At 60.4% G+C, this 25,892-nt stretch carries 21 protein-coding genes and 3 tRNA genes; 13 read left to right on the plus strand and 11 right to left on the minus strand.

All coding sequences use genetic code 11. The annotated features are described in order from the left end of the window. Positions 1 to 105: 105 nt before the first annotated feature. The 3 genes from BG22_RS01440 to BG22_RS01450 all read left to right on the plus strand — a co-directional run bounded on the left by BG22_RS01440 (position 106) and on the right by BG22_RS01450 (position 1,264). A tRNA-Glu gene (locus BG22_RS01440) sits at positions 106 to 178 on the plus strand. 38 nt (positions 179 to 216) lie between these two features. Beyond that, positions 217 to 291, plus strand: a tRNA-Gln gene (locus BG22_RS01445). Between the two features lie 463 nt (positions 292 to 754). Continuing rightward, the gene (locus BG22_RS01450) at positions 755 to 1,264 is read left to right on the plus strand and encodes a hypothetical protein (protein WP_140492443.1); all 510 of its coding nucleotides are present in this window, start codon (positions 755 to 757) and stop codon (positions 1,262 to 1,264) included. A 210-nt stretch (positions 1,265 to 1,474) separates the two neighbouring features. Here BG22_RS01450 and BG22_RS01455 read toward each other — a convergent pair whose 3' ends face one another. Both BG22_RS01455 and BG22_RS01460 read right to left on the minus strand, forming a co-directional pair. Next, on the minus strand, positions 1,475 to 2,314 hold the full coding sequence (locus tag BG22_RS01455; protein ID WP_140492445.1) for a YoaK family protein: 840 nt from the start codon (positions 2,312 to 2,314) through the stop codon (positions 1,475 to 1,477). Positions 2,315 to 2,578: 264 nt separating this feature from the next. Then, on the minus strand, positions 2,579 to 2,938 hold the full coding sequence (locus BG22_RS01460; RefSeq protein WP_094667874.1) for a helix-turn-helix domain-containing protein: 360 nt from the start codon (positions 2,936 to 2,938) through the stop codon (positions 2,579 to 2,581). A 206-nt stretch (positions 2,939 to 3,144) separates the two neighbouring features. Here BG22_RS01460 and BG22_RS01465 point away from each other — a divergent pair, with 206 nt between their 5' ends. Beyond that, entirely contained in the window at positions 3,145 to 3,786 is a 642-nt protein-coding gene (locus BG22_RS01465) for an SDR family oxidoreductase (RefSeq protein ID WP_140492447.1), read from the plus strand. A gap of 305 nt (positions 3,787 to 4,091) precedes the next feature. Then, entirely contained in the window at positions 4,092 to 4,619 is a 528-nt protein-coding gene (locus tag BG22_RS01470; protein ID WP_140492449.1) for an NAD(P)H-dependent oxidoreductase, read from the plus strand. 69 nt (positions 4,620 to 4,688) lie between these two features. Here the strand turns inward: BG22_RS01470 and BG22_RS01475 are convergent, their stop codons facing one another. After that, positions 4,689 to 6,074 (minus strand): MFS transporter, encoded by a 1,386-nt coding sequence (locus tag BG22_RS01475; RefSeq protein WP_258186156.1) that lies wholly within the window; start codon positions 6,072 to 6,074, stop codon positions 4,689 to 4,691. 404 nt (positions 6,075 to 6,478) lie between these two features. Here BG22_RS01475 and BG22_RS01480 point away from each other — a divergent pair, with 404 nt between their 5' ends. From BG22_RS01480 to BG22_RS01515, 8 genes are all read left to right on the plus strand, one after another. After that, positions 6,479 to 7,285 (plus strand): PhzF family phenazine biosynthesis protein, encoded by an 807-nt coding sequence (locus tag BG22_RS01480; RefSeq protein ID WP_219846922.1) that lies wholly within the window; start codon positions 6,479 to 6,481, stop codon positions 7,283 to 7,285. Between the two features lie 579 nt (positions 7,286 to 7,864). Further along, entirely contained in the window at positions 7,865 to 9,373 is a 1,509-nt protein-coding gene (locus BG22_RS01485) for an ATP-binding protein (protein WP_140492451.1), read from the plus strand. Positions 9,374 to 9,818: 445 nt separating this feature from the next. Then, positions 9,819 to 10,268 carry a MarR family winged helix-turn-helix transcriptional regulator gene (locus BG22_RS01490; protein ID WP_140492453.1) on the plus strand — a complete coding sequence of 150 codons (450 nt, stop codon included), beginning with the start codon at positions 9,819 to 9,821 and terminating at the stop codon, positions 10,266 to 10,268. A gap of 8 nt (positions 10,269 to 10,276) precedes the next feature. Further along, the gene (locus BG22_RS01495; RefSeq protein WP_140492455.1) at positions 10,277 to 10,951 is read left to right on the plus strand and encodes a hypothetical protein; all 675 of its coding nucleotides are present in this window, start codon (positions 10,277 to 10,279) and stop codon (positions 10,949 to 10,951) included. Positions 10,952 to 11,410: 459 nt separating this feature from the next. Beyond that, on the plus strand, positions 11,411 to 12,697 hold the full coding sequence (locus tag BG22_RS01500; RefSeq protein ID WP_140492457.1) for an ATP-binding protein: 1,287 nt from the start codon (positions 11,411 to 11,413) through the stop codon (positions 12,695 to 12,697). 772 nt (positions 12,698 to 13,469) lie between these two features. Further along, positions 13,470 to 14,198, plus strand: a complete 729-nt coding sequence (locus BG22_RS01505; RefSeq protein WP_140492459.1) for a TetR/AcrR family transcriptional regulator — start codon at positions 13,470 to 13,472, stop codon at positions 14,196 to 14,198. Between the two features lie 25 nt (positions 14,199 to 14,223). Beyond that, positions 14,224 to 16,836: a YhgE/Pip domain-containing protein gene (locus tag BG22_RS01510; RefSeq protein ID WP_094667872.1), complete on the plus strand. Its 2,613-nt coding sequence runs from the start codon at positions 14,224 to 14,226 to the stop codon at positions 16,834 to 16,836. Beyond that, positions 16,836 to 19,076 (plus strand): YhgE/Pip domain-containing protein, encoded by a 2,241-nt coding sequence (locus BG22_RS01515; protein ID WP_094667871.1) that lies wholly within the window; start codon positions 16,836 to 16,838, stop codon positions 19,074 to 19,076. The genes BG22_RS01510 and BG22_RS01515 overlap by 1 nt, the downstream gene beginning before the upstream one ends. 18 nt (positions 19,077 to 19,094) lie before the next feature. Here the strand turns inward: BG22_RS01515 and BG22_RS01520 are convergent, their stop codons facing one another. The 8 genes from BG22_RS01520 to BG22_RS01555 form a co-directional block, all read right to left on the minus strand. After that, on the minus strand, positions 19,095 to 19,775 hold the full coding sequence (locus BG22_RS01520; protein WP_094667870.1) for a DUF3800 domain-containing protein: 681 nt from the start codon (positions 19,773 to 19,775) through the stop codon (positions 19,095 to 19,097). A 244-nt stretch (positions 19,776 to 20,019) separates the two neighbouring features. Then, the gene (locus BG22_RS01525; protein ID WP_094667869.1) at positions 20,020 to 20,355 is read right to left on the minus strand and encodes a hypothetical protein; all 336 of its coding nucleotides are present in this window, start codon (positions 20,353 to 20,355) and stop codon (positions 20,020 to 20,022) included. Beyond that, positions 20,352 to 21,863, minus strand: a complete 1,512-nt coding sequence (locus tag BG22_RS01530; RefSeq protein ID WP_158216964.1) for a DUF3631 domain-containing protein — start codon at positions 21,861 to 21,863, stop codon at positions 20,352 to 20,354. Before BG22_RS01530 ends, BG22_RS01525 begins: the two co-directional genes overlap by 4 nt. Then, the gene (locus BG22_RS01535) at positions 21,860 to 22,492 is read right to left on the minus strand and encodes a hypothetical protein (protein ID WP_094667867.1); all 633 of its coding nucleotides are present in this window, start codon (positions 22,490 to 22,492) and stop codon (positions 21,860 to 21,862) included. Before BG22_RS01535 ends, BG22_RS01530 begins: the two co-directional genes overlap by 4 nt. 2 nt (positions 22,493 to 22,494) lie before the next feature. Next, a complete protein-coding gene (locus tag BG22_RS01540; RefSeq protein ID WP_094667866.1) occupies positions 22,495 to 22,674 on the minus strand; it encodes a helix-turn-helix domain-containing protein in 180 nt (59 codons plus the stop codon). Positions 22,675 to 22,998: 324 nt separating this feature from the next. Beyond that, entirely contained in the window at positions 22,999 to 23,826 is an 828-nt protein-coding gene (locus BG22_RS01545; RefSeq protein WP_094667865.1) for a hypothetical protein, read from the minus strand. Further along, complete coding sequence (locus tag BG22_RS01550; RefSeq protein WP_094667864.1) at positions 23,826 to 25,436, minus strand: site-specific integrase; 1,611 nt, start codon at positions 25,434 to 25,436, stop codon at positions 23,826 to 23,828. The genes BG22_RS01545 and BG22_RS01550 overlap by 1 nt, the downstream gene beginning before the upstream one ends. Positions 25,437 to 25,668: 232 nt before the next feature. Then, a tRNA-Ser gene (locus BG22_RS01555) sits at positions 25,669 to 25,756 on the minus strand. Positions 25,757 to 25,892 lie beyond the last annotated feature (136 nt).

Raw genomic sequence — 25,892 nt, forward strand, 5'->3', positions numbered from 1 at the left:
TCCTTGCAAATACTGGCGACACGCCGTGATTTGCATTCAAGAGTTCGGCGTGTAATATATACACCTGTTGCGCGGTTCGCCGAGCAGCCAGTGAAAACTGAATAAGCCCCCATCGTCTAGCGGTCTAGGACTACGCCCTCTCACGGCGCCAACACCGGTTCAAATCCGGTTGGGGGTACGACGAACAACTCTTCGGAGTTGCTACGCCAGCCAAATTGGGGTGTGGTGTAATTGGCAACACAGCTGATTCTGGTTCAGCCATTCTTGGTTCGAGTCCAGGCACCCCAGCCAATGACCCTCGCAAGTTTTGCGAGGGTTTTTGTTTTAACTCTGCAAAACAAGAATTGACATACTAGGGTCTGTTTCGCCGTTACTTGAGTGGTATCCGCCCTCTCTGACGGTGGGCTGTCCGCGAAGCTGGCCGGGGAAGAAAAAGGTAAAGCCCTCAGTTATTAACGAGACAGACCGTTAGCTCTTGGTCTCCCTATCGGCGGCTCCGGCCCTGTGAATCGGGGGGTGAGGAGTAGTCGGGCGTCACGTTTACACGGCACGGCATGTTAGGCGGGAACCAGCGTCTCCGTTCAATCCATTCAATCCATAATCCATTCAATCTGTGACATGATTTGTGCCACGTTCGCTGGCTCGGATTCGCGTTTCGCGGCGTTTCCGTTACTGTAGATGCCCGTTGCCTAACGGGTTGCCGCCGATTCGCGCCAACCCCACTGAACATCAGAGCACAGCAAAGGAGAAGAACATGTCCGCTGAGAACCAGAATGCCGCGCAGAACACTGCCGAAAACTTCCAGTCCAACGCTGCCGCCAACGCCGCCGATACCGCCAAGAAGAAGGGCCTGCCGAAGTGGGCCGCCGCCGTCATCGTGGTCGTGGTGGTGGCCGTGGTCGCCATCGCTGCAGTGTTCGGCTACCGGGCCTACTCCGACGCGCAGTACAGCAACGCAGTCGCCGCTTGCGCCACCGCTTCTGAGGAGATGCGCAACGCCACCAACGACTACAACAACCTTGTCAACGGCGATGCGTCCGCAGCTGCCGCCCTCACCGAGAAGGACGTCAAGGACTCCTCCACGCTCGACGCCCTGAACAAGGAACTGGGTGCCGAAACCCCGGAATACGAGGGTTGCATGGCCGAGGACACCAAGGGCTATCAGGCCGCGACCGACAAGCTCAACGAGCAGATCGACTGGTACAAGACCCACACCGCCTCCTTGCAGAAGGCCGTTGACGCCGTCAACGCCTCCAAGAAGTAAGGTTCAGGTAAGAGCTGCGCGTTGATGACCACGCGGCGCAGCCCAATCGTCGCTGCCTGTCCGGTCGGCACTGCCTGTCCGGTCGGCACTGCCCGGTTGGTCGGCACTGCCCGGTCGGTCAGTCGACGCTTCGCTCGATGACCATGTCCGTCGGACCGCACGTCCGCCAGGTCGCCGAGGCCGGCCGGCCAGCCAGTTCAGTCCAGTCGGTCATCGCCCGGTGACCCACGCCGCATCCGAGCGGACGTGCGGAATCATCATCGCGATGACCGACAGCAGACAGGCGATCATCACCATCAGGATCACGTCCTCGTGGCCATTGGTTTGCAGCAGCGCCCCGGTCAGCGCGCCCAGCGCCAGCGCGGTCATCACCACTGCGCGGCGTCCCAGTTTCGATTGCTCATGGCCGTGGGCCGACGTATCGGCGACGACGCCGGTCAGCGTCATGGTGAGTACGGTGGTGGGCAGATCAGGAACCGACAGTTTGCGCGCGGTGGAGTTCTGGATGCCCATCGCCGGGGCGAGCAGCACGATAAGCATGATGATGTGCAGATCGATGTGGCTGCCGGTGGGGAAGTTCAAACTCGGCTGTCCGGCGACTTGCCCGGCGGCCTGCGCGGCCGGTGTGGTTCCGGCGCCCGCTCCACCCATCGTCGGTTCCGGCACGAAACGGTTCAGCAGATAGATGCCGACAAGCGCTGCGACGACGAAGGTCATCTGCACGCATGTCGACACCAGCAGATGGCGGGCGCGGTTCCTGCCAAAGTAATGGATGATGCGCCCGCCGATCAGCGCCCCGACCATGAACGATACCAACGTCAGCGCCGACGTCCACCAGACGAATCCCTGCGCGTGCGCAATGGAGAATCCCAGAAAGACGATGTTGCCGGTCACGTTCGCCACGAAAACATGGCCCAATGCCAGATAACTCAGCGCATCCACCAGTCCGGCGACGAACGTCAGAATCACCAGAGCCGGGGAGAGCAGCCCGTAGCGGTCGTCCTTGCGGGGAATCAGTGTGCGTCCGGCTTCGGAAAGATGGGATGTCATGGTGGGTGGGCGGTTCCTTATGGCAGGTGGTGGGAATGTGGTGGTCAGGGTGCGGCGGTTAGCACTTGGCGGTTAGCACTTGTCGGTCAGCGCACGGCAATCTTACGGGCAATGAACCTTTTTCGAGAAGTCATCGCTCTTGATTGATGCCAGTGGCCCGTCCGCAATTGTCTGGATGACGATCGGCCCCTGGCGAAGGATTGACGGCGATGACTGGGGAAGCGGCAGGGGCTGAAATCCCCAATGCATGAGTGAGACAGGCTATTAGGCCGTGAGTGCGGCCTTGTAGCCCTCGCCCCAGTTCCAGAGGGCGTCGATGACAGTTTTGAGGCTGCGGCCGGTGTCGGTCAGCGAGTATTCGACGCGCGGCGGCACTTCGGCGTACACTTCGCGGTGCACAAGGCCGTCAGCCTCCATCTGACGCAGGTTCGAAGTGAGCACTTTCTGCGAGATATTGCCGATTGACCGGCGCAGTTCGCTGAATCGTTTGGTGCCGTCCAACAAATCGCGGACAATCAGGATCTTCCACTTATCGGAGATGAGCGTCAGTGTCGTCTCCACGGGACACGCCGGTAGTGTGTTGACATCAATCATAATTGTACCGTCCTGAATCGTTGGAATCATTCAATAGTTCCTTTTGGGTAACTATAGCACTTTAGAGTGCCTTCTTCCTTTTTGGGATGTACTTCAATATCGTGAATCATGTCAGCGGGGAATCGCGGGCGCGTCAATAGGCGTACGCGACGACCGGCCGGTAGCCAGATCGTTGTGATCAGACGGACAAACGGACCGTTAACCAGACCACTAGCCAGACCGATAAGGAGTTCACCATGACCAAGAACATTGCAGTTATCGCAGCCAACGGCAAATCCGGAAGCGCCATCGTCAAGGAGGCAGTCGATCGCGGATTCAGCGTGACCGCAATCGTGCGCGGCGAGAACAAGACCGCTGCCCAGCACGTTCTGTCCAAGGATCTGTTCGACCTGGCCGCCGCCGATCTGGCCGGATTCGACGCGGTCGTTGATGCGTTCGGTACATGGGCGCCGGAAACCCTGCACCAGCATTCCGACTCGCTCAAGCATCTGGCCGACATCCTCTCCGGCACCGATACCCGCCTGATTGTGGTCGGTGGTGCGGGCAGTCTGTACCTCGATGCCGCCCACACGCTGCAGCTGAGCCAGTCCGAAGGATTCCCGGAGGCGTTCAAGCCGCTGGCCACCGCGATGGGCGAATCGCTCGCCGAACTGCGCAAGCGTTCCGACGTGAAGTGGACGTACGTTTCGCCCGCCGCCGACTTCCGTGCTGATGGCCCTCGTACGGGTAAGTACGTGCTGACCGGCGAGGAGTTCACCACGAACGCGGACGGCGAGAGCGCGATCAGCTACGCCGACTACGCCATCGCCATCGTTGATGAGCTGTCCGCTGCGACGGATGACGCGCATGTTGGCGAACGTATCTCCGTGCGCTGGTGACGTTTTGGCGGGTCCTGTGCGAAGCGGTTTGGCGCGGTTCGGCACACCTAGGCGCGGCCGATGCGCAGCCGATGCGTGACGCCGCAGCGCTCAATCAGGCTTGTTGTCGTTTGCCAAAAGACGACAATGACGGCGGCGCCTCCTGTGGCAATACCTTGATGCCGCTCTTTGCACGTTGGCAGGCGTCTTGCCGATACGTTCTACGCATGGCCGGATATAGTCCTGTGACATTGGACGGCAGGGCGCCGACGCTGTTTCAATGGCAACGACGATTATGTTAAGCCTGAAGAAGTGAAGGAATCATCATGGCGAAGAACACGTTGCTGCTTGTCTTCCATCCGCATCTCGAATCAGGTTCACGCGCGAACAAGCGTCTGGCGGACGCGGCGCGCAGTCTCGACAATGTGACCGTACGCGACGAATACGCGCTCTATCCCGATTTCGGCATCGATGTCAAAGCCGAGCAGGAGGCGTTGCTCGAGGCCGATTGTGTGGTCTGGCAGTTCCCCTTTTACTGGTATTCCACGCCGGCGTTGCTCAAGCAGTGGGAGGATCTCGTGCTTGAGCACGGCTGGGCATATGGGCATGGCGGCGACAAGCTGCACGGCAAGGAGCTGCAGCTGGCCATCACCGTGGGCGGCGCCAAGTCCAAGTACACGCATGAGGGCGAGTTCGGCGTCACCGGTCCCGAACTGCTCAAGCCGTTGGAAACTACGGCCAAGCATGTCGGTATGACGTTCGCCAAGCCGTTCGCGATTCATGGCATGTTGTCCATCACCGATGAGCAGCTTGACGAGGAAGTGCAGCGTTACGTGCAGTTGCTGTCCGAATGACGCAGGGCTCGATGAAGTCCAGTCGACGGCGGAGAGCTGGAAATCGTCTCGCGCCTGATGAGCGACGAATCAGGCGTCGCGGCCGGCAAGCAACGCGATTCCGCACTGAGCGACGGCGAGCGTGGTGAACAGAATCAGCGGCGCAGTCCATCGGCCTCCGGTAAGTTCGGCCAATGCGCCGAACGCCAGCGGCCCGACCGAGGCAAGCAGATAACCGATCGATTGAGCTATGCCCGAGAGGGCGACGGTCTCGGTCGGAGTGCTTCCGCGCAGGGAGATCAGCGTGAGCGCCACCACCAGTGCCGCGCCCTGGCCCATGCCCCCGATCACGCTCCACAGCAATGAAAGATGGGGCAGCAGCATCCATCCTGTGCCGGCGATCACCATCGGTAGGCTGGATACGAGCGCGGCACAGCGCTGGTCGCCATGCACTCGCATCAACGCGGGGATGAGCAGACCGGAGAGGATGCCGAGCGACTGGAACACGAAGAGGTGCACGCCGGCTGCGGCATCGTCGAAGCCTGCGGCCGAGGCTACCGCCGGCAGCCAATTGCACATCGTGTAGAACGCCGCCGACTGTAGACCCATGAACATCGTGACCCACCAGGTCATCGGCCGTCTCCACAGCGGGGTGCCTTCGGATGGGTGGCTTACATGGATGGCCGCTTCGGTGTCGTGACCGGTATGCTGCGGGGTGTCCTGATGAACGCCGACTTCAATCTGCGGGCGGGTACGGGCCGGTTGCTCGCTGATGGCGTCCGTGGCGTGTTCGGCGGTGAATTCGGTGGTGTGTTCGGTGGTGTGATCAGCACCCTCGATGTCTGTGCGATCGCGAATCACACGCGCCGTCCACAATCCTGCCACGACCACCGCCGGCACCGCCCACGCCGCCAATGCGCCACGCCATCCGCCCAGCCAATCGGCCAGCGAGGCGGAGGTGAGTCCGGCGATGGCCGATCCCGCGGTGATGCATGCCGAATACGCGCCGACGGCTAACGGCAGGTGCTTCTCGTAGTCGCGTTTGGCGACCACCGGCACCAGCACATTGCCTGCGGCGATACCTGCGCCCACGGCCAATGTGCCCAGCCATACGCCGGCCGGGCCGCAGAACGATCGAACCACGCATCCGATGGAAAGCACCAGCAATGCCGCCAGTATTGTGCGGTTGGCACCGATGCGGGCGGTGACGAACCGCACCAGAGGGCTTACCGCGGCAAACGCCCACAAGGGCATCGCGCCCAGCATACCGAGTGTGCCCTCGCCCCAGTCCAAATCGCTGCCGATGCGAACCAGCACCGGCCCCACCGCCGCGATGGCAGGGCGCAGGTTGAGCGCCACCAGAAAAATCAGCGCCGCCAGCAAGGCGGGGGTAGGAGCAGTGAGGGTAGGAGCCGCGGGCTTCGTACGTCCTGTCGTGGTCTCGTTCTCGCCATTCATCCCATGCATTTCGGTCATACTGCTCATTCCGCTCATTGCAGAGCAATTGTAGGGCTGTAGGACCCCAGATTTCAGTGCACCGGATTTCAGCCATGGCGCCCTTGAAAATAAAGCTTCATCTGGATATGTGGAATTTCGTCCTCTAGGAATTCCGGCGAGACCTGGCGGAACCCGCACTTCTCTTACAGGGACCGTGCGTAGACCTGCGCCTCGATGGTGATCTCCTCGGCGTCGAGGCGTTCCTGCGGAATCCTTCGTTGAATGCACATTTTCTGATGATTGCGAGCATCCGTGCGTGGTTACGATACCTTCCATCCGAACATCCGTCGGAGCTCTGCCCATGGGCGCGGATCGCACAACGGCAGCGCCGGCAGTGCCGCAATGTCCAGTGTCATAATGGAGCCAACCCGCTAAGGAGCGTGATGATGGGCATGAAGCAATATGTGGTGGACGCGTTCACCGACGAGGTGTTCAAAGGCAACCCGGCGGCGGTGTGCCTGCCGGAGACATGGCCTTCGGAGGAGCTCATGGCCAGTATCGCGATGGAGAACCGGTTCTCGGAAACCGCGTTCATCGTACGCGAGCCACAGGGATATCACCTGCGCTGGTTCACTCCCGGTGGCGAGATCGACCTGTGCGGGCACGCCACACTCGCTTCCGCCTATGTGATCATGCACTTCGTTGAACCCGATGCCGAGACCATTCGGTTTCACACGCTGAGTGGACAACTGACGGTCACGCGGTTTCGCGGTGATGATGGCGAGGTCTTCGCCATGGACTTCCCCGCCTACGATCTCGCGCCCACGCCGGTGACCGACGCGATGGAACAGGCGCTTGGCGCGCGTCCTGTGGAGGCGTGGCTCGGCCGTGACCTGCTGTGCGTGATGCGTGACGAACGCATCGTACGCGGCATACGACCCGACATGACGCTGGTCAACGAGTTACCCGGTCTGCTGGTCAACGTCACTGCTGCGGGCGATCCCGGAACGGGGCTCGACTGCGTGTCCCGCTCGTTCGCGCCGAAATGTGGCGTCGATGAGGACCCGGTCTGCGGTTCCGGCCACTGCCATATCCTGCCCTACTGGAGCAGGCGATTCGGCAGAGACAGGTTGACTGCCTATCAGGCCTCCCAACGCGGCGGCACCATCCATGCGACCGTGTCGGATGGGCGCGTCAGTCTTGGAGGTAGCGCGGCGCTGTTCTCCATCGGAGAGATTCTGCCAGATTAGTCATCCGTGCATCGGTCCAAGTGGTTTTCCCATTATCGGTGTCGGAATACCGCTGTTCTGGCAATGAAAAAGCCCTTTTCCTTTGGGTGGGAAAAGGACTATGGCGGAGGACACGAGACGCCAACCTTCATCGGGGCTTAACCTTACTGCCGCTTGTCGTTCGCGAGCTTCGCGCCTTCGCCGTACCACCCCTGTTACCACGTCCTCGGCGTGTCGTGACGGGCTGTAACGGCATCACCCAGTGGCCGGACGCATGCACTTCGTCATGTCGGCTGTGTCGTCGCAATGTTGCTTTTCGCTGAATCTGCGCTGAATACGCTGAATTCAGCGAATCGTCGTCAGTTGATTGTCGAAGTGCGCTTAGTGGGAACTGTGTAGGCACGCTTTCTCTGGCTTGTTTTCAAGGTTCAAGACTCCAATGTGTCTGCATATTAATCCGCATACCTAGGAACTTGACCTTGGAACCTAGGAAGTCTACTGTTGAACCTAGGAAGTTGCAGGGTTTGGGTTCCTAGGTTGCTTCCTAGGTTGCTTCCTAGGTTGCTTCCTAGGTTCTTCTCCGGCGTGCAGGGAGGTTCCATGTTCTCCAAGATCGTTACCGACGATGACTTGGCCGTGGCGGTGAATGCCATGCGCGAAGCCAACACCGATCTGGCCGATTATGAGATTAAGGATGCCAAGGGCGGTTTTCCGTCCTCCGTGGTGGATTCCATGGTAGCGTTCGCCAACACGTCGGGTGGCGTGGTCATTCTTGGTATCTCCGAGAAGACGTTCGATTCGGTGGATGTGGACGTAAAGATGCTTCAGAGCCAGCTTGCGCAGGCGGCGCGTGACCGCATAAGCCCGTCCATCATGGCCGACATCTTTGTACTGCATCACGGCGGCAAGCCGGTGGTCGTCGCCAATATCCCTGAACTGGATGTGCGCCAGAAGCCTTGCTATATCCGCAAGGACGGCAGACCCAAGGGTTCGTATCTGCGCACCGGCGATGGCGACTACAAGATGACGATGTATGAAATCGATCGGTTCATGGAGAACCAGTACCGGATGGCCCGCAACGATGTCGCCATCGTCGACGAGGCCACAGTGGATGATTTGGATCAGACTCTGTTGAATGGATGGTTGAACATCCAGCGAGGGGGATCGTTTGGCGGCACTGCGTCCATGAGCGATGAGCAATTGATGGTCAATCGTCGTGTGCTGGCCTACGATGCGCAGGGTGTACTGCGTCCCACGGTCGCCGGGTTGATGGCGTTGGGGGCTTTCCCGCAGAAGTTCTTCCCCCGGCTGAACATCGTGTTCTCGGCGTTTCCCACGTCGGTGAAGGGCGATGTCGCGGCGGGCGGTCGAAGGTTCGTCGATTCGCAGAACATCGACGGGTCGATTCCGGTCATGCTGCTCGCCACGTTGCGCGCGGTGTCCCGCAACATCAGGCACGGTGCCGTGGTCAAGGGCGCTTTGCGCGAGGATGTGCCGGAGTATCCACTCGCCGCAGTCAGGGAGGCGGTGGCGAACGCCCTGATGCACCGTGACTACTCGCTGGACGCGCAGGGAGCGCCGGTGCGTGTGGAGCTGTATCCGGATCGTTTGGAGATCATCAATCCCGGTGGTTTGTTCGGCCCGTTGACCGTGGACGAACTTGGCAAAAAGGGCAGCACCCAGTCCCGAAACCAGTTCCTCTCGCGCATTCTGGAGGATGTGCCCTACACGGACGTCGATGGTCAGGTCGGTCGCGTGGTGGAGAATCGCGGCACCGGGTACGCGATTATCGAGGGTTCTCTTGCCGACGCGCTCATGGACCCACCGGTGCCGGTGAGCTCGCTGAGCGAATTCCGCATTATCTTTGGGCATCGCAGGATGACCGAACAGGAAGGAACCTCATACTCGCGGGATAACCTGCGCCAGGCGATTCTTTCGTATCTGGCCGAGCGGAATAGCGTCAGCACATCCGAGCTGGCCAACGCGGCAGGCGTGTCCCCGAAGACCATCCGCGACTACCTGTCCGGTTTGATGGATGAGCATCTTGTCGAGGGTATCGGATCCAAGTACAGCCCCAAGCGCCGGTACCGGCTGGTGGCTTCCGAGTAGACATTTCTGAGTAGGAGCCGAGACTGTGCCAAATGCTCTAACCTGAGCCTGAGCCTGAACCTGAACCTGAACCTAGGAAGTTACCTAGGAACCTAGGAAGTGGGTGTGGGTAAGGTTCCTAGGTTGGGGTGTGGGTTCGGCGCGACATCAATGGGCTGGTACCTGTTTTGCGGATCTCCAGCCCACGTCATGTTGCATAAAAATGCCGAGGACTCCACGGCTCTTGGAAGAGTCTCACATTGCTGCGGATCTGTGTGTGGGGCGCGGATTGCCGGAAGGTGGCGTGGTCTGCAATGGCGGCTGGGCAGGCTGTCTTCTTGGCCACGTCGGAACGTGGTTCCTGCACTGTTGATGTTGATTTTGGCAGGGATGTTGACGTGAGTATGAAATCATACTACTCTGCGAGTATGATTTCATACTCGACATGTGGGCAGAAGGCGTGATCATGGAATTCAGGCAGAACGGGACCTTGCGGGAGTTCGATCGGCTGAATCGGCAGATCGATGGGCTCTACCATGAGATAGCCATCGCGCGCGGGCTGTCCGACAGTGCATACGGTATCCTGCGGGCGATGCTGGTCCTGGGGGAGGGGTGTACCCAGACCGCCGTGTGCCGGTATGCATGCCTGAACAAGCAGACCGTGAACTCGTCCGTCAGAAGGATGATTCAGGATGGACTGATTGAACTGCGCCAAGGTGAAGGCCGGGAGATGCGCATGCATCTGACCGCGCAGGGGGAGCGTGTGATGCGCGAGCGGGTGCTGCCGGTCGAACGCGCCGAAAGCGAGGTGTTCGACGAGATGCCGGTCGAGGACCAGCAGGCGATACTGCGACTGGTGAACCGCTATCTTGATTCCTTCCGCCGCAAGATCGACGAGCTGGAGGCTGCGCGTTGACTCACCGGATGTTGAATACGATCGGGCTGGGAGTGCTCGGCATCGACCCCCTCACCGCGGTATACATGATGTCGATGAGGCTGCGAGGGGAGAGGAAGTCTCGCGTCACATTGTTCTTCCTGTCTTTCGCGGTCTCCACGATTCTTGTCGGCACGGTGCTCGCGGCGTCGATGGGGGCCGCGGCGGCTGGTTTCTTGCAAAGCGTCCTGCCTGATGACGGCAGTCGGTTCTGGGCGATTGCGGAACTTGCCGTATCCGTCGTCATCCTGCTTTGGGTGGCGAGACGGGTCTTTGCCGGTCCCAGGCGCGAGAAGAAACAACCACGTGAAGCCGTCCGCGGCGGTGCGTTGGGACATATAGCCGTGGGCTTCGTGTTCGCGATTACCTCGTTTACCGACCCCACGTTCTATGCGGTGATGCTCATCGGCGGGGAATCGCGTAGCGTCGTCACGGCCGCACTGCTGCTGGCTCTATGGTTCGTGGTCAGTCAATGCCTGACGATGGTCGTGTACGCAGCCATCCAATGCAATCGTCTTGACGCGCTCGCCGCCAGACTGGACGAGTGGAAGGCGCGGAACCAGACGATGTTCAACCACATGCTGCATGGCGTGCTGATTGTTGTCGCCATCCTGCTGACCGCCGACGCGACAGCCTTCTTGTCTACCGGTGGTTATCTCCTATAGCCCAGAAAAATGGGTCGAGACGAGTCATAACGGAGAACGGAAGGTGGACCGGATTGGCGGAACGAGCTTGGAGCCGTTGGAATGCCGCCGTTTCGGCAATGAAAAAGCCCTTTTTCTTTGGATAGGGAAAGGGTGATGGCGGAGGGTGCGAGACCCTAACTTTCATCGGGGCTTAGCTTTACTGCCGCTTGGCGTTGGCGGTAATAGCATGTGTGACGACCGAACCCGCGCCGATCACTGTGCCATCGCCAATCGTGAGTTGGGTGTTCGCGATGCTGGACGGTGATTGCGTGGCGATTCGTGACGGAGTGCATTCCTCGTCTGGCATCCGGTGCCTTTGTTCGCGCGCATCCTCCATTGAAATCCCCCTTTCGTCGCTCTCTATTGCGTGAAACTGACATAAATGTCATAATCACTCAGTGAAAAGCGCGAGAGCGCGAGTGGCGATTGGGGGATTTGATGCTCATCTCACGGGACAAATACCTGAACGATCTCATTGTGCGCATGGGCAACGGCATGGTCAAGGTCGTCACCGGCGTGAGACGCTGTGGCAAGACCTTCCTGCTGTTTGAACTGTTCGAGAAACATCTGCGCGCACAGGGTGTGGATGATGACCACATCATCGAAATCGCGCTGGATGACCTGATGTATGCACATTACCGCGACCCGCTCTCGCTATACGATTATGTGAAGTCCCGCATCGTGAATCGCAGCGAACCATACTATGTGCTGCTAGATGAGGTGCAGTACGCGATTTCGGACAAAGAACTACGGAGCGACGAGCCGCCACAGCTGTACGGGGTGCTCAACGGCCTGCTACGCATGCGTAATGTGGACGTGTATGTGACGGGCAGCAACTCGAAGATGCTGTCCACTGATGTGATGACCCAGTTTCGTGGTCGTGGCGACGAAATCCGCGTCCGCCCATTGTCATTCGCCGAATTCATGCAGGCGTATGAAGGCGATGTTCAGCATGGCTGGGCCGAATACGTGATGTTTGGTGGCATGCCGCTCACCCTGTCCATGAAGACCGACGAACAGAAGTCGCTGTACCTGAAGAACCTGTTCGCGGAGACCTATCTCAAGGACATCGTCGCCCGCAACGGGTTGCGCAGATCGCAGGAGCTTGACGACTTGGTGGACGTGCTGGCATCCTCCATCGGGGCCCTGACCAATCCTCCCAAAATCAAGGCCACATTCGACAGCATGTTGCACTCCCGCATCAGTGCAAACACCATCATGCAATATATCGAGTACCTGGAGGAGGCGTTCGTCATCGAGGAGGCGAGGCGCTTCGATGTCAAAGGCCGCAAGTACATCGGCAGTCCGAAGAAGTATTACTTCGAAGACATGGGATTGCGCAATGCGCGGCTGGGATTTCGCCAGATCGAGCAGACCCACATCATGGAGAACATCGTGTACAACGAACTGCGCATGCGCGGTTTCAATGTCGACGTGGGCGTGGTCGAGCAGCGTGGAACCAACGAGGGCAAGCCATACCGCAAGCAGCTAGAGGTCGATTTCGTGGCGAATCTCGGCAACCGGCGCTATTACATCCAATCCGCGTATCAGTTGCCGACGCCGGAGAAGGTCGCGCAGGAGAAAGCGTCGCTGCTCCGCATCGATGACAGCTTCCAGAAGATTATCCTCGTGCGAGACGTGGTCAAGCCGGTCCGTGACGAGCACGGCATCCTCACGATGAGCGTCTACGATTTCCTGCTCGATCCGGACAGTCTGGCGGCGTGAGCGATGAACGACATGATGATGGGGGAGGATGGGCGGGACGCCCAAACTAGCCAACGACACGCCGGCAACGCACTTGGGTAAGACAGCGCGGATTAGGGCTCACGGTTTGAACACGGTTTGAACATGATTCGGCCTTGAGCCCTTTAACCCCTTGCTGTGAAGGCTATTTTGCAGTTGTGTGTAGTCCGCCGTAGCGTACGGCGGGAATGGGGGGGTGCGATATCGCCCGTATTGCGCTGTCGTGGCGCGTTCTCTGGATTGGGCATGGGGCGGTACTGCTTGATTTGCTGGCTGTGGTATCCCGGGAAACGGGTTGACGGGTCAGAACGGAGGGCGGGCAGAACGGCGGAATGGCTTGAAACCGTTGGGATTCCGACGTTTTGGCAATGAAAAAGCCCTTTTCCTCTGGGTGGGAAAAGGGCGATGGCGGAGGATACGAGATTCACAACTTCGTGCCGAAGAACTGGCGGCATTCCAACGAAAATCGTCGTACCGACCAACTGCATTACCGCTCAAATTACCGCTCTTCTCGGCGTGTCGCGAAGATTTGCAAGCCGGCGTCAGTGGGCTGACGTCTGTTCTGCGGATCTCCCGCCTGCGTCACGTTGCTGATCTAATGGGTGAGTCTACTTTTTGACAGTTGCATTGTTTATCGACAGTTGTCGAAGAGTGTTTGCTATGATATTGCCGAGACAACGGACCATGCACAACAACGAAGATCCTGGTATTTCGACCAGCGTGGCGTGACGGATCGAATCATTGGAGGTGCGGAATGGCAGAGGCGGGCACTCGTACGGGTATCGGCGAATCTGACGAAGGGCAATCCAAGCCCATGGACAGGCGGTCGCGCCGTACGCGGGCGATGCTGCAGAGTGCATTGGTCAAACTGCTGGAGACCAAGCCGCTTAGCAAGATCTCGGTGATGGAACTCACCCGTCTTGCGGACGTCAACCGAGCGACGTTCTACGTGCATTACACGGACATCTACGCCCTGTTCGATCAGCTCAAACGCGAGCTCATCGACTCGTATAAGGACATCATCACTCGGCATCGCGGGGAAATTCTCCAGGACGACTACGAACCTCTCATCCATGAGATTTTCGAGTTCGCCACGGCCAACGAATCCATGTCCCTGTTGGTGACCGGCAGGTCCGGAGATACGTTCTCAGGTGATCTCATCGCCGCGATGGGTGCGTACTGCAACGAGCTCATCGATCCGATTTCCGCATCTCACGCGAGCCTGGCGCCCGACGACGGCCGAACCCAAGCCGCCGAAACCGTGAGGGACTACCACTTCGTGTATCTGGCGGCCGGAATTGTCGGCGCACTCAAGGAATGGTATCGGCGTGGGCGTAAGGACCCCATTGATCTTGTGGTCAGGATCGCAGCCGGGAACACGCATGCAGTCGGACTGGCCATGCTCGCCAGGAATATTGGCGTGTCGGTCTCCGAATCGTCAGCGGCCCACGCATCCGGCGCAATGGTGACGGTCGGCAGGTGAATTCACGAGGGAATGGGCGGATATCATGCATAACGTGTTGCGCGTCTTCATTCGCGATGTGAAGCGGATCTGCGCGGTGCCCTTCGCCGTGTTCATCGTTCTGGCGTCATGTTTCGTGCCGGGACTGTATGCATGGCTCAACGTCGCAGCGAACATGGACCCATATGCGAATACCGGAGATGTGCCGATCGCGGTGGTCAACAACGACGCGGGAACCATGGTGAACGGCTCCGAAATGAATGTGGGCGATCAGACTATGGACGCCCTGAAGGACAACCACGATCTGGGATGGCGGTTCGTGGACGAGTCGGCCGCCGTCAACGGCGTGGAGTCCGGCGAATACTATGCGGCCATCGTGATCCCCGAGGACTTCAGCAAGGATCTGACCAGCGTGCTACAGGGCGACTTCACGCGCCCCGAACTGTCCTTCTATGTCAACGAGAAGGTCAACACGCTCGCGCCGCGTGTGACGCAATCCGGCGCCTCCGCCCTCGAACGGCAGATCAACGCATCGTTCGTCTCCACCGTCAGCGCGACCGTCACGAAGACGCTCTCCGAAGAGGCCGGCAAGATGAACGACCGGCTCGACGGGACGGCGAACCAGCTGGACGGCAAGCTGGGCGAAGCCCAATCCAGCATCGTGGCGGCCCGCGGCAAAGTAGATGACGCGCAGTCCTCCATCACCGATGCGCGAGCGACAATCACGAGGGCCCGCCAAAACATGACGGGCATCGCCGGTCGCGCCGACGCCCTTTCCGCGAGTGCCAACGACACGGCATCCTCCGTCGACGCCGCACGTGGTGGATTGTCGGCGTTCCAGCACTCCATGAACTCGACCGTCGGACAGGTGCAGTCCGGGGCCGGCGCCCTTTCCGGCCGCATCGACGGCATTAAGGACACCGTCAACGGCAATGCGGCGGACATCTCCGGCCGCGTCGACGCCTCGCTGTCCACGCTCGAATCCGCGAACGACGCACTGGGGGACGCGATTGAGGCGATGGAATCCGACCCGCAGCTCGCAGGCTCGGACGCCCTTGCGCAGGCGAAACAGCATCAGCACGACCTCGCCGCACAGATCGAGGCGATGAGGCAGCTGAACAATGGCATCCCCTCGGCGATGCAGGCGGGCGACAAGAAGCTCTCTGATTCCCTGGACGCATTGAACGGCAAGGCCGACGGGCTTTCCAGCCTGTCCTCGGACGCTTCGAGCAGGATTGATTCCACTCTCACAGGTGTCTCCACCCAGCTCGTCGGACTGTCCGGAACCGTGGGCGGGACCGCCGAATCGCTTGGCCGCATCGACGCCGATCTCGCGCAGCTCGACACGACGCTCGAATCGGCGTCCAAGGTGATGGGGCAGACGGGCAAGGCCCTCGATCGCGTGAGTGCATCGGTGCAACGCACGCAAGCCGATTTCGCCGTCCTTCGGGCGAGCGATGCGTGGGCCGGCGTCAAGGGCCTTGCGCATGTGGACACCGACCAGGTGTCCTCGTTCCTCGCCTCCCCGGTCGGTCTGGAGACCCGCGAATACTATCCGATGAAGAACTACGGCACTGCCATCGCCCCGTTCTTCACGAATCTGGCATGCTGGGCAGGCGCCTTCGTGGCACTCACCCTATTGCGCAACGACACCGATTCGGAAGGCATCGACGCGCTCACGCCCAAGCAGGCGTTCCTTGGACGCTGGCTGCTGCTCATGGTCGTCGCCGTGCTGCAGGGCATCGTCATCGCATCGGGCAACCTCGTCATCGGCATCCAGTGCAATGTGCCGTGGGCGTACTATCTGGGCGCCATCGTATGCTCGATGACCTACGTATCAATCGCTTACAGTCTGGTCATGATGTTCCGGTACATCGGCATGGCATTGAGCGTGATCTTCCTGATAGTGCAGGTGCCGGGCGCGGGTGGTATGTACCCAATCGAGATGATGCCCCACTTCTACCGACTGCTGTACCCGATGCTGCCGTTTACCTACGGCGTCGAAGCGCTCCGTGAGACAATCGGTGGCTTCTATGGCGCGGACTTCTGGACGCGCATCTGGCAGACCTCCATGTTCGCCGTGGCGTTCCTGCTCGTGGCGATGCTGTGCCGTCCGGCGCTCGCCAATCTCAACGATCTGTTCAACCGTGAACTGGCGGATACCGATCTGGTCAACGCGCAGCGATTGGAGATTGTCGGCTCCGAACGCAACATCATGATTACCGTGCGCAAGATGCTCGCCGATCCGACCTGGGGAGCCGGCGTACGACGCCGGGCGAGGAAGTTCGAGCGGCTGTACCCACATCTGGTGCGCATCGGATTCCATCTCATCTGGATAATCCCCGTCGTGTTCCTCATCGCCATGATGGTCGTCGGACCGAGCATTGGATTCCTCGTGGTCTGGCTGGCGATGGTAATCGTGGTGGACGTCGCGCTGATCATTCTCGAATACATTCACCTTCACCTACCGCGACAGGCACATGACAGCACGATGGGCGCCGAAAGCCTGCTGCGTTCCGTCGTGGACGCTGGACGTGCTGTGATTGCTGGCGGTGTCACGGGAAGCGCCGGCGGAAGCATCGCCCGGCATGCTGCGGGGAACGCCGGTGACGGTGACGATGCCAATGGAATCGGTGCCAGTGGAAAGGATGTTCACTGATGAGGAACGTATGGACCATATTCCGCACCGATATGCGGCACATCCGCAGCAGCGTGATCGCGCTCATCATCGCCATCGGCCTGATCCTCATGCCGTCGTTCTACGCATGGTTCAACATCTACGCCAACTGGGATCCATACAGCAACACCGGCGGCATGAAGGTCGCCGTCGCCAACTCGGACAAGGGCTATCAGGGCGACCTGCTGCCGGCGAAGGTCAACGTGGGCGATCAGGTCGCCAATGCTCTCAGGGCGAACGACAGCCTCGACTGGACGTTCGTGAGCGAAGATGAGGCCAAAAGCGGCGTGGAATCAGGCGAATACTACGCGGCAATCGTGATTCCCAAGGACTTCAGCACGGACCTGTTCTCCCTGCTGAGCGAGGGGACCGCGGATTCCGGGAAAACGGACAAGACCAAGGTGCGGCAGGCTCAGCTCGTCTACTACTCCAACCCCAAGAAGAATCCCATCGGCTCCACCGTCACCGATCAGGGCGCCTCCACCGTACGTCAGCAGATCAGCGACACCCTCACCTCGGCCGTTGCTCAGGCCGCCGCCGGCATGCTTGATTCCGTGTCCGCCTATCTCGACACGGACCAGAGCACACGATCCATCAGTGCATTGAGTGCCAATCTGCGGCAGCAATCAAGCGATCTCGCCGACGCTGCCGATCTCGCTTCGAGCTACGCGGATCTCGCCGATTCCGCGGCATCCCTGCTCGACGCATCCGGCAAGTCGATGGAACGGACGAAGCGGTCGCTGCAATCCTCCACCGTTGACATGGACGGCATCACCGGCAAGCTCGGAGACGCATCCACGTCGATCGACCGCATCAACGAGAACATGACCAACGGACTCGATTCCGCGGCGGACGCCTTTGACGCCGTCGGCGGTAACGTCCAGGAAGCGCTGGGCAAACCCGCCAACGGGGCCTACAATACCGCCGCGTCCCTGCGCGCGATCTCCACGAACCGCATCAGGCCGATGATTGCGAGCCTGACCCAATACCGCGGCACACTGGTCTCCATCAGGGAATCGTTGCACACCGAACCGGCCAAGGCTGCAATCGACCGGGCCATCGCTGACGTGGACCGCACCCTCAAACGCCTCAATGACACCGATGCGAAGATCAATGACGCCGCGGACCGGGCGGAAGCCAAGGGACAGGCGATCACCGACGCCGGCGGGGATATCGCCGCGCAGGCGCAAGCCAGCGCGCAGTCGATCCGCGATCTGAACAAGTCGTATCAGGACAACGTCGTCGCCACGCTCTCCGGCGTGACCGACTCCGCCGAACGGGCCGGGGCGGACGCCAAGGCGCTGGTCGACGACGCCACCTCCGCGCTCGTCGATGTAACCGGTCGAACCGACGGCAGCGGTTCGACCGGTGCTCTGGCCAATATCAAGGAGCTGACGGCCAACATCAACACGGCGCATGACGCGTTGCTCGAGCAATCGAAGAAGCTCGGCGAAACCGCCGACAAGCTGGACGAGGCCATGGCATCCGGCGGAGTGGAGGGGGCGCGCAAGCTGCTCTCCCAGCCCACGGACACCATCGCCTTGGCCATGACCACGCCCGTGACGACGAAGCGCATAGCCGTGTACCCGATCGCGAACAACGGCTCCGCGATGACCCCGTTCTACACGCTGCTGGCCATCTGGGTAGGTGCGATGTTCCTGGGTATCGTCCTCAAGGCGAACGTATCGGACAAGATCGCCGCGACCCTGGACCATCCGAAGCCATGGCAACTGTATCTGGGCCGCGGCCTGACCTTCGTCGCGTTCTCGCTGGCGCAAACCACCGTGCTGGGGCTTGGTGACCTGCTGTACCTGCGCGCGCAGGCGACGAACCCGTTCCTGTTCATGCTGTGCCTGTGGTGGTCGTCGCTGGTGAGCTCGACGCTCGTCTATACGCTGTCGGCCGTGTTCAGCACCGTCGGCAAGGCGATCTGCGCCGCGCTCATGGTCTCGCAGATCGCCGGCATCGGCGGCACGTTCCCGGTGGAGATGCTCCCGAGCGGGTTCAGGCAGCTGTACCCCTACCTGCCGTTCTCGCATGGCATCACCGCGCTGAGGGAGACCGTCGGCGGATTCTACGGCAACGTCTACTGGGAGCAGATGGGTCGCATGGGCATCTATCTCGTGGTCGCCTTGCTCATCGGCTTCACGCTGTACACGCCGGTGACCCGAGCCATGGCGAAGACCAACAAGCTGGTCTCCAGCACGATGGCGATGAATTGAGTCGGATTGGAGAACTCTCTACCGAGCTGTCAGCTGATGCTTACGGACCTTTTTGAGGTAATTCTTCTTGAAGGTGCGTGCTGATCCGAAGAAGCGCTCGTCGGTCGCTGTCTGTTCGTGGTTCTCGTACTTGAGCGCGGTCAGTTCGATAGTGCAGATGAAATCCGCCACTTGCACGAGCCGATAGTCGGTCGGCGAACCTTTGCGGTAGATGATGGCCTGTTTCGAGAGCGCGTATTTAATTGCGCCGTGAATGGCCTGCGTGACGAGGCTCTGGCCGCCGTCGTAGTACACCTTGATGGTGTCGAAGCTCTGGAAAAGCGCCAGATGGTCGAACACGATGTTGACGATGTCACGTTTGATGCGTGCGCCCAGCTGTTCCAAGGTTGCGTAATCGGCCTTTCGGTAGATGAGCGTCACGTATTGTGCCGGCAGTTTGAACAGCATGGACAGGAAGTAGGTGAGCAGGCGCTTGCGCTGGCTGATGCCGAGGTGTTGGTAGGCGTCATGGCCGTTCAACAGCGGTGAGGCGTGCATGGGAATGTTCGGCAGGCCTGCGTCGCGGATCGTTTGTTCATAACCATCGAATATGGGGATGACGGGATCGGACTGGTCGTGGAACACCAATGTCAGCGCGTAGTACTTGGACTGGAATCCCTGTTCGCCGCTTTCGTCAGCGAAAATCGAGATTTCGGCCATAACGCCCCCTGAAATAAAAAATGCCGGGGGATTACCCCCGGCTCTTGGAAGTCTCACATTACTGCGGACCTGTGTATGAGGCAGGATATCAGATTCGGCCCCGGATTGCAAAACAACGGTTGGCTGTGGGAAAATCGGGGGAGAGAGCGGCGCTATGCCTCGGGGAGCGCCGGAGGCGTAGGGGCGGGGTCTCTCCCTCTACCGGTCATTCACCGGTCATCAATGCCGGTCGTTCAGCGACGGGTCATCGCGTGGCGGTCGCCGGCTGATGGTCGGTCGGCAACGGCCTTTGGGTGTTCTCGACCTGTTCGGCGATCTCGCCGAGCGAACGGTCGATGCCGTTCAGACTCATGCTGTGCGAGTGCAGGCAGGCGTACAGCATCTGACTCATGTCACTGAGATGGTCGTTCATCTTTTCGAGCTGGTCGGCGACGCGATTCTGCGCATCGACGTGCTCGTAGAGCGCCTGCACCAGCTGATCAGCGGAGACAGCGGATGCGTTAGTCTGCGTTTTCGCAGCAGACACGGCGGCGGTGGGCATAGGCACGGTCATGGGTTCGTTCAGGGTGATGTCCTTCATACGGTGATTCCTCGTCTGCTGAGTTCGGTGGTGGTCTTGTTGAGCCATAGGCCGGTGTGCTTCACCTTGCGGATGGCTTGCAGCTGGTCGGAGGACAGTGCCGTCCAGTCCGGGATGTCGGCGGTGGTGCTGAGCGTCGCTGCCCAGTGTTCCAGCCGTTCCGGCTCCGAGTCGTTCTTAGAGATGTTCGCTGAGATGCCTTCCAAGGTGCTCCCTATGGAAGCGTCCGACGTGTCCGAGCCGTCCGAAGCGTCCGCGTCGGCGCCCATGCCCGTACCCGGTGTGGGCGGTTCGAGCTTCAACGCCTCCCAGATCTTCAGCGTCTTCCACGCCTGCGCGAACGCCGTGAACCGGTATCCGCGTTTGGTGCGCTCGCGGTTGCGGCTCGCTTCCACACCGGCCTTCTTGAGCATCGACGCCAATCGCTTGGCGGTCAACCGTCCGAAGCCGCCGGGCTGCTGGTCTCCCCACTGCGTCGGATTGCCGTAGGCGAGCGCGTCGCACATCTGCTGCGAGCCGACGAACGTGCACGTCCGCCACTGTGTGGCCCACAGTTCGGCGATGTCCTTGAGCAGCACGATGTGCGGCGAGTCGTTGGCGAGGCCGAGATCGGCATCCGTCTTGGCCTGTTCGACGAACTCCGCGGACAGCCGGCGCACGGTGTCCAGCCAGTCCCCGCTTTGCGTCTGGGCGATGCGGGCCAGCGGCAGCCATACCTCGCGGTAACGGCCTTTCACCGATTCCGGCAGCGTGGGACGTGGCTTGATGGCGCTCGCCGCCGTTTCCGCCCATATGGGCAGATCGTGCCGCAGGTCCAGATACTCCGCGTCGTTCTCCTCGATCATCTCCCAATCGGATTCCTCCACCTCGTCGGACGGGTAGAGGAACACGGGGATGCAGCGCTGCCGGGTGTCGGCCGGCAGATCGGGGTTGTTGCCCGCGAACACGGCCGGCGCATGCGTGCTTTTGCGCACCACTTTCCAGCCGTGCTTCTTGTCTGGCTCCTGAATCGTGCGACTGCCGCCCTTCTTGTACCCGGTGTTCACCACGGCGATGAAGTCGGCGGCAAGGGGATTGTCCTTGCGCAGGCTCCGGTCGGCCTCGTCCACCAGCAGCGTGTACCCCTGATCGGCGAGATTGGCGAGCAGCGACGCCGAGCTGATGGCGCTCAGCATCTCCGACTTCGCGCCCAAGTGCCCGATCCACTCCAGCAGCGTGGTCTTGCCCGCTCCTGGAAGAATGGACGTCACCAACAGGCGCGGCGTCGTATACAGGCTGGCGAACACCCATGTGTGCATAATCCACAGGGTCAGCATCTTCAGATCGTCGTCCGTCGCGCCGATATAGCGCTTCAGCAGACGGAAGATGCGATTGGCCAGACCGCTGGGGTCGAAGCCGTACAGCGCGTTGGACAGGCTGGGCATGCCGACCGGATCGTCGGAGATGAACGGGTCATCCGCAATCAGGCCCATGCTACCCAGATCAGCCGGATTCATGGTTGCGATCATGCGGCCACCTTCCATTCGCCGGCGAGCGCCGCAGCGGTTTCGCGCCACGGTTCGCCGGCGTCACTGGCGATGAGCGCCAGCATGTTCTCGTTCCTATTGCCGCCTTCAATGCCGGAGCCGTGGTTCCGGTGGAATCGCGCGGCGCTCGCCGATATGCGATGCTTCATCGCATACAGGTCTCCGCGTGCGCGGGTTGGCAGCAGTCCTCGCTCCAGCAGGTCGCCAATCGCGGTGTCCACCGTGCCGGTGCGGATGAATGTATGGCCGACCGAGGGAAACGGTCCGGTGATCAGCGTCATCCGTGCATCGGCGCACAGCAGCAGCGCGGCCTGCATCATCCGCAGGGCTGGCAGGTCGCCGTTGGCTGCGCTGAATGCGATGGAAGCCGGGCGAATGTGCGTCGCGTAGACGCACAAGGCCAGACCTCGGGCCGTTCTGATGGCATCGCGGGTGACGGTCAGCCGATGGAGACCGTAGGCGGTCTCGATCAGATAGTCGGCTACCGTTTGGAGCACATAACCGGTCTCATTCGGGTCGAAGCGTTCGCCCGATACGGTGATCGATTCATTGTCGAGGTCGCGGATGGAGTTCGCTGCGTCCGCGATGGGTGTGCTCGACGTGAGGCGCATGCTTACTCCTCTCCCGCGAACTTGCGCACGCTGGTGAGGTTCACCAGATAGGTGTTACCCACCTTGCGCGCCCGAATCTTGCCGGAGCGGATGAGCCCGTACACGGTCTTCGTGTCCGAGTAGCCCAGCATTTCCGCCACTTGGGCGGGCTTGGCGGTCAGTTGTACGTAGTCATTTCGCATTGGATTTAACCCCTCTCGGGTCGCACCGAGGGCGGAAGCGCAGCTGGCGTAGATGCACTGTACCCATGGTGGTAGTTCTTCTTTGGACTTACCGGCATCCGCCGCGCGTGGCGCTCAGGTTGTTACCGACGCTGAGGGGTCGTGTGCCGCGGGATTCTGACGGATTTCCACTTCCGTAGAAAACTGCAACGATATCATTTTTACAGCGTTTTACATTTTCCTGCAATGCGGGTCATTGTGACTAGATATGTGCCGAAACGGCACCTTGAAAACGTTGCAATAGAGCCGGTTCCAATAGTTTCATCGAGGCTCATGGACGGTGATTCAGTGTATGGGCGTGTCGAAATCTCCAGAAATTTCCGTCGGAATCAGACCGGGCCTGACTTTCATGCCGGTCTGGTAGGCGTCAAGCACTGACCATGCCGCTTCCGGGCGCGGAGTTCCGGCAGGCAATTCGGGCAGTGTGCCGTCTTTGCCGGTCAACGCCAGTGCATTGCGATAGGCTACATGCTCGTCCTTATATGCGGCATCGTTGCGCGCTGCATACTTGCCCTTCGCCATCAGATGCTTGATCTTCTCCGCGTACCCGAACGCGAAGGCGTAACGGCGCAGCATCGACATGAACTCCGCCACATCACAATCGTTATGCCGGTTCCAGAACTTGACGAGGAACGAATCGACGGTCTGCTTCGCCGCGTTCTGATATGACACGGTATAGCTCAGCAGCACATCGCGTATGACGGCATCCGGCACCGTGTGATTGGACAGATACCGGTTGAGCGTCGCCGACAACAAGGCGAAGGCATCTGCTGCATGCTGTTGCGCTACGCTATCCTCCGGTTCAGGCGTGGCTCCCACCGTCTTGGCGAATACGTCGTCAAGCTCGCGTCCGGCGTTGACCGTGGCCTTCAGGCACGGTATGAACTCCTCACACCAGCCCGACATCCACGCATCGGCGGCGATCAGCAGATCGGCAACGGCGTCATTGTCCACCGTCATACGCTCCAGCAGCTTGGCGAACTTGCGCGCCTTCTCCGCATCGAACCGTTCGCCCCACATGCCGGAATCAGCCATCGTCTTGTACGGGTCGGGCCTGCTGATCCCGCTGGACTTGCCAGGCCTGTTTGCGGAATTGCCGTTCCTTCTTGCCATCACGCCACCGCCTTGATCAATTCCTGAATCGTATCCACCTGAACCGAGGCCGGCAGCAACGCGAGTATCCGGCCGCGTCTGTCCTCGTCCAGTCCTTTCAGCACCGCAAGACGCGACTGGAGATCCAGTGCGCCAAGTGCGCCGGCGAGCGCCTTCAGCTCGGCATCCGCATCGGCAGTGGCGCCGGTCGGTTCCATGACGGAGCGGTCGGCATGGTCTGCGCCTGCGCTTGCGGACGGTTCGGACGTTTGGGCCGTTTCGGACGGATTGCCGGGTGAACTCAGCTGTTGACCGCCGTTCCTGGCCGTTGCAGTGTCGTTTGTGGGTTTCCCGCCGTCAGTATTCTTCTTGGAGGTTCCGGCGCTCGCCGGCGTGGTACTCATACTCGCCTCCACCTTCGCCAGCAGTCGCTTGTCCGCATCCTTGCTGGACTGCTGATAGGTAGCCACGGTCTTGATGTTCGTGTGGCCGCCCAAGCGCATGAGCTGGCCGACGGTCGCGCCCTGCTCGGCGTAATGCGTCAGGCCGGTGTGACGCAGATCGTGGAAGTCCATGCCCTTCAGCGTCGGGTCGTTCACCGTCTCAATGGCCTTCGCGAAGGCGTTGCGCATGGACTGCGCGCGGACGATGCCCCGCGTGCGCACGCCGGTGAACAGCAGCGCGGTCGGCTTATCCTCCACGTACGTATCAAGATGGCGCGTGATCTCCTCGACTAGGGGAGCGGGTACCTCGATGTCGCGTTTGCTGCTCGGCGTCTTCGTCTCGCCCAGCACGGCCACCTTATGCCCGTTCTCGCTGATTTCCTTGGCGCTGCGACGCACATGCAGCAGCACCGGCGACGCCTCCAGCTCGATATCACGGCGTTGCAGTCCCAACACCTCGCCTTGGCGCAATCCCAGCGTGCCGGACAGCAGCACGCCAAGGGCGAGATTCGGCGGCATGGCGTCGGCGAGCGCGCGCACCTGCTCGCGCGTGGCGATCACGTACACATGCTTCGTGGCCGGGCGAGGCACCTTGAACTGGACCGGGTTCACCTTGATGAGCGTCGTGCCCTGATCATCCAGCGAGGCGTTCGCCGCTTCGGCCATGATGGCGCTCAGCAGCTCGAACACGTGCCGACGTATGCTCTCGCCCCGACCGTCCTTCGTGACCTTCATGCTGTCGTACCAGTCGCGGATATGCGCCGGCTTGATCGACGCCATCGGCAGATCGCCGAGTACCGGGTTCAGATAGTCGCGCACATACTGACGGTACTTGTCCTTCGTGGTCTCACGAATCGGCTGGTTGTCGCCCTTGCGGCGGTTCTCCACGAACTGTTCGGCGTACTCGCGGAACAGCACCGTGTTGCCGGCGTTCCGGTTCTCCGCCATCTCCGGAGGTTCCCATGCGCCCAGATCGATGAGACGCTTCGCCTCGCTCAGCCATGCGTCGGCCTGAAGCTCATAGCCGTCGTCGAAATTACGGTGGATGCGCGCGGGAAGGTACGGGTAGCGCTCGCGGGCTTCCACGGGCGGGATGTATGAGGCATCGTAGTAGACCTGCCCGTGCCTGTTCGTCTTCGTCTCCACCTTGCCGAACTTGCGGCGGCGGTTTCGTGTCGTCCTTGCCATGCAGCGCGCCTTCCTGATTGTCGATGGCCGTATCGTCGTTGATTCCCCTGATGAGCGGTGAGCGGTAAGCCTTAAGCGGTACCGCTTAATTTACCGACTATGGTACCCCAGAAAACGGGCCGAGACGGGTCAAAACGGAAGACGGGCAGATCGTCGGAATGGCTTGAAAACATTGCAATTCCGCCGTTTTGGCAATGAAAAAGCCCTTTTCCTTTGGGTGGGAAAAGGGCGATGGCGGAGGATACGAGATTCGAACTCGTGAGGCTGTTACACCAACACGCTTTCCAAGCGTGCGCCATAGACCACTAGGCGAATCCTCCATGCTTGCAATGTTTGCTTGAGGCAAGCTCCGCAGGCAACTTGAATAAACTATCACAGGTTATGGAAAAGCGCACATCGTCGTCGATGCGGCGTGTCGCGGCTATCTGCTTTATGAGGGGTACTTCAGGGGATGTG

This window comes from Bifidobacterium sp. UTBIF-78 (assembly GCF_006408945.1).
Taxonomy (GTDB): Bacteria; Actinomycetota; Actinomycetes; order Actinomycetales; family Bifidobacteriaceae; genus Bifidobacterium; species Bifidobacterium myosotis.